The following is a 7,487-nucleotide window of genomic DNA, read 5'->3' on the forward strand; positions in this document are numbered from 1 at the left end:
GATTCTTAATCTTTTCTCAAGTTTTTGTTAATTTTTTATAAAAGTCAACAATTTCAAGATGTTACGAAATCTGGGAGTCAGTGAAAGTGAGAAAAGCGAGTCTGAAAAATCTTAGCATTTAGAATTTCGCCTTACTTCATCATACGCTTGCTTAAGTATACTTTCCCCTAATGATTCATCAGTTTTATTAAAATGAAAAGGCTCTATACTAATCATATCAGCAATATCCCCCCAAAGAATTAGCTTCATAATACATTTAATTAATTCAATCTTCTCTGCTTTACTTAACCTTTCATCTACAAGAATTCTAGACACTTCGCTTTTCGTACCAAATAACTTCACAGCTTGAAGTGATTTATCATACAACACCCCCTTATAAGGCGACGTCAAATCATCTCCTGATATAGCATAATAAAATTCTTCATCGCTCCACTCCTTACCACTTAACCCCTCCAAAATAGTCCGCTTACTACCAAGAGACAAACCCTTATCACACAGAGTATCGATAATCTTCTTCCCTATCACTGATAAATCAGTTTCTAGCCCTATCGATTCACCATATATATTATCAGCACGTTCCAAATCCTCTTTTACCTGTGGACTCTTTTCTATCTCACTATATGTAAGCAAAGAATCCTTATTCATCATTATAAAGTTCTGGATACCAGCAACCTCATAAGCCTCCCCTCTTATTTCTTTGCGAAGTGTTTTTGTATCTTTATCTACCCAATCTTCTTTATTATCTTCTGAAACTAAGATTACATTTTTAATATGGTGCGTTTTGCAATACTCCAGGATTTGTTTGTATAAAATTAAATCACCAAATTTAGATTGATAGATAACGCCCCTATGATGATAAATTTCATCTTTTGCTTTATCTTTATAACCTGGAGGCATGTCATGTTGAAAACGCCACTCTCCTTCTTTATAAAGTGCGTCTAGTTCCAATTGCGTGAATGGTTCTCCAATTTTATCATCAGAATAAAACTCACATAGTTTTTGATAAATAGAATCCTCTGTAACCGAAGGTATTATTTGCTTTTTCCAACTATCTAATTCCTCTCGAAGTATTTTCGCTTCTACTTCCAATGATTTTTCTAACTCTTCAAATTGATTCTTAATAACAACTTGAGCATTTTTCTGAAAAATTGTTAAGTGCTCACGAATTGACGGATACCACTTTCCATATTGATTATCACATGTCGTTAATTCGCTATCCTTAAACTTAAATTGCTTTATAAATTTGTTGATATGACTTTCAATTGTATCAAGACGTTTTTTACTCTCTTGAATTTTACCAGCTCTATTTTTATGAAATTCCAGCATTACTTGATGAGGAGACCATAAGCGCTCTTTGATCTTATCCAAAGCATCATAAATTGCTTGTCGAGTTTCCTGATGAAATACATAGATATTTAAAAAGATATTCGTATCCACAACAAAAATTGTCTCTGGATCATCCCAAACCTCCTGAACAGAATGTTGAGACTCTTCATATTCAAAAAATGATTCCATCACAGATACTCTTGTAAATCATAACGATATGTTATCATTATGTTTCAATAAGTATCATTAGTAAAGCAACGAGCGTTTCAAAACCGTTTATATAGAAATTACTTTATATACCCAGCTAATTTATGGGACCATTCAATGAAAGGCTTTTCAATCCAACGATAACTTGCAAAGCTAATTAATATAACCATGCTAATTTCAAATAAGGCTTGTACCAACGGATGTAAATGTTGATAAAAAAGGCAATAAATAGATAAATATCCAGCAGCTTGTATAATCGGGAAATGCCATAAATAAATAGAGTAAGAAACATCACCCAGCGCTTTGAATAATTTAGGGGTTGATAACTCCCCTCTCATTTCCAATCCGACAAGACCATAAATAAAGAGTGCTGATGGAAACGCATAGTAATAAATAACTTCCCAACGCACCAAATCAACATTTGGGATACGTGTATAAGAAGTCCATACACCAATCGATAATAAAATAGCTCCTAAGGCAATGCTGATATATTTATCCCAACGATAATATTGATAAAAAAAGTGCAATAAATATCCTGCAAATAACCCAAAAAAGAACTCTAGAATACGGTTATGCATTAATAGAAAACAATATCTAAAGAGCATTCCATGAGTGATCGCTAAAATCGTTAGAAAATGTGCCAAAGCCCACAGTGTAAAAAACGGTAAGAAGTATTTCTTGGGAAACAAACACATAAAAAGAAACACTACGCCATAGAAATATAGCTCAAATCCCAATGTCCATGCTGCTGACTGTAAAGGAATAGAAAATATCGCCAAAAAAATAACAGGCCAATGCAATGCTTGTTGTACGTCTTGTGCTATATGTCCACCATTCATCATGATAGACAATAAAATCATAAAGCCTAACGTTACCCAGTACAATGGATACACTCTAAATAGGCGTTTAATCAAAAAAGAAAATGCTCTTTTAATAGATGGAAGACTAACCTCTTTCATTACAATCCAGGTAATAATAAACCCGCTGATTGTAAAAAATAAATCAACACCATATTTACCAATAGAATTTACCGCATATTGTGCAATTCTGATCCAATGATCTGAACCTGGCTTAGCGCTGATAATATGCATTGCACAAACAATTAACGCAGCAAAGCACCTTAACCCTTGGATACTATTAATTTTTTTCTGCTGCATTTTTGTTCTACTCAATGAATATAAATAACCTTGAGCTTTATACAACAATCTATATTCAAAGATCCACAGATCTGTTTATGAAAAAACTAATAATATCAGTCTAGATCAATTAATTCTTTTTAGACATCGTTTGTGTTTGACCTTGAGTTTGCACTTCTGTTTGAGGTTGTGTTGATGCAATTTGTGAACTATCAGGATATGTGCTTTCCCAACCGCCACCGAGCGCTTTATACAGCTGCACAAGATTAATAGAAATTTGAGTATTACTATTAACTAAATCTTGTTGTGAAGAAAGCAAACGTCTTTCTGCATTCAATACATTAATAAAAGTCTGTAATCCTTGGCGATATTGAGCTTGAGCTAAATAAACAGAACGTTGGTTAGACTTCACTGTATCTTGCAAACGAACTTGTCTAAGTTGTTCTGCTTGATAGGCATTTAATGCATTATCGACTTCTTGCCATGCCTGTAATACTGTTTTACGATAGGCTAAAGCAGCCTCTTTTTGCTCTGCTTTTTTCAGAGTTAACTGCCCTTTTAACTTTCCGCCCTCAAAAATAGGCAAAGAAAGAGATGGCCCGACACTCCATGCTCTAGAACTCCAAAAGCCAAGATCTCGCAATGATAAAGATTGGAAGCCTAAACGCGCATCTATCGTCACTTTAGGATAAAAATCTGCTTCTGCAACACCAACTTCAGCCGTTGCAGAATGTAATTTAGCTTCCGCTTGACGAATGTCAGGTCTGCGTTGTGCAAGCTCAGAAGGAAAACCAATAGGAACTTGAGAAGGAACTGGAGGGATAGGTTTAGGTGTTGATAGCTCTGTGCTTAATGCACGAGGAGGCTCACCCAACAATAATCCTAATGCATTGATATATTCAATAATTTGTTGTTCTAAATTAGGAATATCTGCTCTGGTTTGTTCTAGCTGTGCTTCTGCTGAACGAACGTCGAGTTCAGTCACAAGCCCACCGTTAAAACGCTGATTGGCTAAGTCTAAAATATCTTGTGCAATTTTTTCATTTTCTTTAACAATCTGCAGCTGGGCTTGTAAGCCACGCAATGTCATATAATTCTGTGCAACTTCTGCTTGTTGAGCAATGAGAATCCCTCTACGATCCTCTTCAGACATTTGCTTCAAAGCTTTTGCTGACTCATATTGTCTTCTTACACGACCCCACAAATCAACTTCCCAACTTGTATCCAATGCATCATCCCATTGGTTAAAAGCTGGAACATCAATATCACTAGGATTAACCATATTACCAAGAGCTGGCTCTCGATTTCTAATTTTATCGATCGCTCGACTAAATCCCTTTTTACTATATTGATTGCGTTGATATCCCGCTGATCCATTTACACTTGGAAAACGCGCAGAACCGGCAATCATTAATTGAGCGCGACTGGCAATCAAACGTTGTGTCGCCATTTGAACATCCAAGTTAGCTGTAACTGCACGACGCTCTAAATCAGACAAAACAGGATCATGAAAATAATCCCACCATTGAGGATTAATTTTATCCATGACCACTTGGCTATTCACAGAGGCCTGTAAATTTTGTGTTGGTTTTGACCACTTGGAAGGCGTCCATACATCTTCTTTATGATAATCAGGCCCCACAGCACAGCCAACAAGCGTTGGAATTACAATAACCATTGATAAAAAAGAAAACGTATATTTCATTATGCCAGCCAAAACTTATGATGCGATTAATTAATAGGATGTCCCATTAAAATTAAGTTATATGTAACACTTTTCAACATCAGATCAATAAACAAAAAGAAAACGTAACATAGATATCTCAATATTTAAGAATTACACCTTAACTTCTGATCCTCTTCAACATAGGCTGCTCAATAAAACACTACACAAAAAAACCACATAAAACAGAAAATACTAAAAATGATATAGTGAAGAAAAAAAGAGATTAAAAAGAATTAAATAGAAAAAATAATAATTGCTCCTATTCCTGCCACATAAAACCGATTTTTTATGAATAATTATATAAAATCATAAGTAACTAAAGACACAAACGCAAACTAAATAACTTTCTTATTTTCACCAATAAAAATAAAAAAAACATTAAAAAGTGAATTTTTTTGTTGCATCATTTTTCATGAAAAGCTACTAAAGCACATAATGCTGTTGTAGCTCAGTGGTAGAGCACTCCCTTGGTAAGGGAGAGGTCGAGAGTTCAATCCTCTCTAACAGCACCATAAAATTAATAAAATCAATCAGTTAAAATGCAATTTGGTGTAATTTGGTGTAAAGTAAACGCCATATAGTCTGTAATATTACCCCATTCAATCGATTCATTACCCAGCTCAAAGAGGCGTTAACACTCTTCTGTAAATTGCAGTAATATTCTCTAATAAGGTCATTAGGAATTTCTCTTTTCCCTTTTTCTCGAGTTTGACTCCAAGGCGTTCCAGGTTGATGTGTTAATGCAGAAAGTTGATAGGCACTATAATTACGATAATTATTCCAAACTACTTTAATTAAATTAAGATCATCGTCGCACAAATTACCAGTCACTTTAGGGCCTCTAGTCTCTATTGTGATATCTCGGCCACTGTCATTTTCATGAATAAAATCTTTGACAGGGCCAGAGCCGTATTGTGCTAATGATTCATATAATTTTCGATAAACAGGACCATAATGACAAGCCTTTACAGTTTGTTTAATCAGAGGTTTATCACGTAAAGCAAGGCTCCATCCTTGTGCAATATAAGGTAGCTTTTGTAATTGCACATTCCTCAAAATCAGACCTTCTTCTCTTGCTAATCTTATAAATTCATTAGCAACCGCAGCGACGTCATGGGCTTGAAACATACCGATTCCAATTCATCACATTTACACGCTAGACACTAAGGAAATACTGGCTTAGTTGGTGATTTCCTCTCTAACTCATAGTAGTGCAAATAAGAGGTCTGTACAAGGAGAAAAATCAAGAGACAAAAAAAGATAAAATTTGTCTCTAAAATAATCCTTGCTTTTTTAAACTTAAATAGATATAATCAGGCATAACAAAACCCTTTCATAGGGTGCCTTTAATCCGTTTTGTTTTTCTTTTTGAGGGAATGAACAAAACTTTGGTTAAAAATAATTTTAAAAAGAGCTTAGCTTTTGGATTGCCGTCCATTGCTAAACTCTTTTTTGTGTCTTAGACATTATATTGACATGTGGATTAAACCGAAAAAGTCTTTCAATAGGCAGTTGCACGATAAAATCGTACGACTGAACCGGCACCTATATAATGTTGAAAATTAGCCAATAATTATATATTTTACTTATTTATCCGGCACCCTATAAAAAGGGGGTAGCTATTACCGATACCCCTTTATATATCAAACATCAATAGCTTGCTGGAAACGGTCTTTATTCGCCGTTGGATCAGCTTTGCCAGCACTGGTATTGTAATACTTCTTGTGGTAATTCGATAACGCCTGAGCATCTGTAGCCTCTGGAATCGCAGCAGAAACACGCAAATAATGCACTCGACACATAGCAGCAGCAAAGAAGACATTCCCTGTCATAACACTAGGTAACGGAATACCATTAGCGTCCGTGTTCCAATCACCGGCCAAATGTTTCAAATAGGTTGCCAATGTCGCACGCTTGGAACCACTAAGAAAGTTTTCCCAAATGTCATTATAGGTTGCAGGCTCCATCTGCATTGCACCCACAGCAGGGCCAGAACCTAATTGCTTAAGATAAGTTACCCCACCAGCATAACCTTCAGCTAAAAAGGTTCCGGTGACAAGATTAATAGCCCTCGCACCACCCAACCCAATATAATTTAAAGCTGGTGTTACAATATGTTCTTTCAAGTGAGGGATATAAATCCCACCTGTTACTTTAGCCATATTCAATTTCCTATGTTGATTTTTAATGATAATTTTGAGGCTGTATTTTATTGGGTAGTTAGTTTTTCCGCCTCTGACAAAAACCTATTTCCCACGCCACACGCGAATAATTACAGCGATTGCACGTAATAAAAATGATAGTGGTAAGCTAATCGCCACCACAGGGATCACCCAAGGATCATTCAATCTGATCCACTCAATGTTATTTTCCCACCACCACTTAAAAATTTCCAGAATACTCATCGTTTTGCTCTATCCCTGTGCCAATACGTGCCAAGGCGACAAGGTTAATCAAAGCAAAAATCGCGCACCCGAACATGATATAATGACCATTGCCATAAATAAGAATGTTTAAAACGCCCCAAACCAATAATGATCCAGAAAAAAAGGAAGCAAAGAGACGGCCTCCTAAACTATCTTTTCTCAACATTGCCAGTTGATAAAAACCAGATAATAAATATATTGTTTGCCACATATTGCAGGGTAAAAACCGATTGAACCCATAAGTAAAGGACTTTGGCACAATTTCGTAATCAGTTACCAAAAGGCCAGCAATCCCATAACATATCATAAACAAGCCCCCCCACCATTCGGCAGACCAATGATCGTGCTTCTTAACTTTTTGAATTAATCTCTGAACCATCTTTAATTTCTCCTTTAATCGTCGGAGTAGCTCTCTTAAATGACGCTAGAACATGGATAATTTTCCATACCTTATATAATTTACTTGTTGATTGAGGCTCTTTCCAAAAACGCAAAACCAACGTGCAAACCGTCACTACAACCGTCACGATTGAAATTATATTCGCTGCAATATCCCCTGGGATCATACCAAGGCAATACTGAAACATCTGCATTAATAAATCTGTGCTATCCATTACTTTTCCCATAAAAAAGGCATAAAAAAAGACGCCTATAGCGCCCCGTTCC

8 protein-coding genes and 1 tRNA gene are annotated in these 7,487 nt (G+C 35.8%); 1 reads left to right on the forward strand and 8 read right to left on the reverse strand.

From position 1 onward, the window contains the following. Positions 1–111 precede the first annotated feature (111 nt). From CIN_RS11135 to CIN_RS11145, 3 genes are all read right to left on the reverse strand, one after another. Positions 112–1,515, reverse strand: coding sequence for a PIN-like domain-containing protein (locus CIN_RS11135; RefSeq protein ID WP_008855183.1), 1,404 nt, complete (start codon positions 1,513–1,515; stop codon positions 112–114). Between the two features lie 98 nt (positions 1,516–1,613). Next, the gene (locus CIN_RS11140; RefSeq protein ID WP_008855184.1) at positions 1,614–2,690 is read right to left on the reverse strand and encodes an acyltransferase family protein; all 1,077 of its coding nucleotides are present in this window, start codon (positions 2,688–2,690) and stop codon (positions 1,614–1,616) included. 109 nt (positions 2,691–2,799) lie between these two features. Beyond that, positions 2,800–4,374: an efflux transporter outer membrane subunit gene (locus tag CIN_RS11145; RefSeq protein WP_008855185.1), complete on the reverse strand. Its 1,575-nt coding sequence runs from the start codon at positions 4,372–4,374 to the stop codon at positions 2,800–2,802. A gap of 458 nt (positions 4,375–4,832) precedes the next feature. Here CIN_RS11145 and CIN_RS11150 point away from each other — a divergent pair. Continuing rightward, positions 4,833–4,907: transfer RNA gene (locus CIN_RS11150), tRNA-Thr, on the forward strand. A gap of 22 nt (positions 4,908–4,929) precedes the next feature. On the opposite strand, the gene CIN_RS11155 is transcribed toward CIN_RS11150, so the two are convergent. The 5 genes from CIN_RS11155 to CIN_RS11170 all read right to left on the reverse strand — a co-directional run. Further along, on the reverse strand, positions 4,930–5,523 hold the full coding sequence (locus tag CIN_RS11155; RefSeq protein ID WP_008855186.1) for a Panacea domain-containing protein: 594 nt from the start codon (positions 5,521–5,523) through the stop codon (positions 4,930–4,932). Positions 5,524–6,038: 515 nt separating this feature from the next. Further along, positions 6,039–6,557 (reverse strand): hypothetical protein, encoded by a 519-nt coding sequence (locus CIN_RS11160; RefSeq protein ID WP_008855187.1) that lies wholly within the window; start codon positions 6,555–6,557, stop codon positions 6,039–6,041. 84 nt (positions 6,558–6,641) lie between these two features. Continuing rightward, positions 6,642–6,800: a hypothetical protein gene (locus CIN_RS11970; RefSeq protein WP_008855188.1), complete on the reverse strand. Its 159-nt coding sequence runs from the start codon at positions 6,798–6,800 to the stop codon at positions 6,642–6,644. Then, the gene (locus CIN_RS11165) at positions 6,778–7,200 is read right to left on the reverse strand and encodes a hypothetical protein (protein ID WP_040364492.1); all 423 of its coding nucleotides are present in this window, start codon (positions 7,198–7,200) and stop codon (positions 6,778–6,780) included. Before CIN_RS11165 ends, CIN_RS11970 begins: the two co-directional genes overlap by 23 nt. Continuing rightward, positions 7,172–7,487 (reverse strand): hypothetical protein (locus tag CIN_RS11170; RefSeq protein ID WP_245527844.1); only part of this gene is annotated, 316 nt, incomplete at its 5' end. The genes CIN_RS11165 and CIN_RS11170, both read right to left, overlap by 29 nt.

This window comes from Commensalibacter intestini A911, assembly GCF_000231445.1.
Classification (GTDB): Bacteria; Pseudomonadota; Alphaproteobacteria; order Acetobacterales; family Acetobacteraceae; genus Commensalibacter; species Commensalibacter intestini.

Coding starts and splice junctions, on each gene's coding strand:
- CIN_RS11135 (WP_008855183.1), bottom strand. CDS start 1,515: ATGGAATCATTTTTTGAATATGAAGAGTCTCAACATTCTGTTCAGGAG.
- CIN_RS11140 (WP_008855184.1), bottom strand. CDS start 2,690: ATGCAGCAGAAAAAAATTAATAGTATCCAAGGGTTAAGGTGCTTTGCT.
- CIN_RS11145 (WP_008855185.1), bottom strand. CDS start 4,374: ATGAAATATACGTTTTCTTTTTTATCAATGGTTATTGTAATTCCAACG.
- CIN_RS11155 (WP_008855186.1), bottom strand. CDS start 5,523: ATGTTTCAAGCCCATGACGTCGCTGCGGTTGCTAATGAATTTATAAGA.
- CIN_RS11160 (WP_008855187.1), bottom strand. CDS start 6,557: ATGGCTAAAGTAACAGGTGGGATTTATATCCCTCACTTGAAAGAACAT.
- CIN_RS11970 (WP_008855188.1), bottom strand. CDS start 6,800: ATGAGTATTCTGGAAATTTTTAAGTGGTGGTGGGAAAATAACATTGAG.
- CIN_RS11165 (WP_040364492.1), bottom strand. CDS start 7,200: ATGGTTCAGAGATTAATTCAAAAAGTTAAGAAGCACGATCATTGGTCT.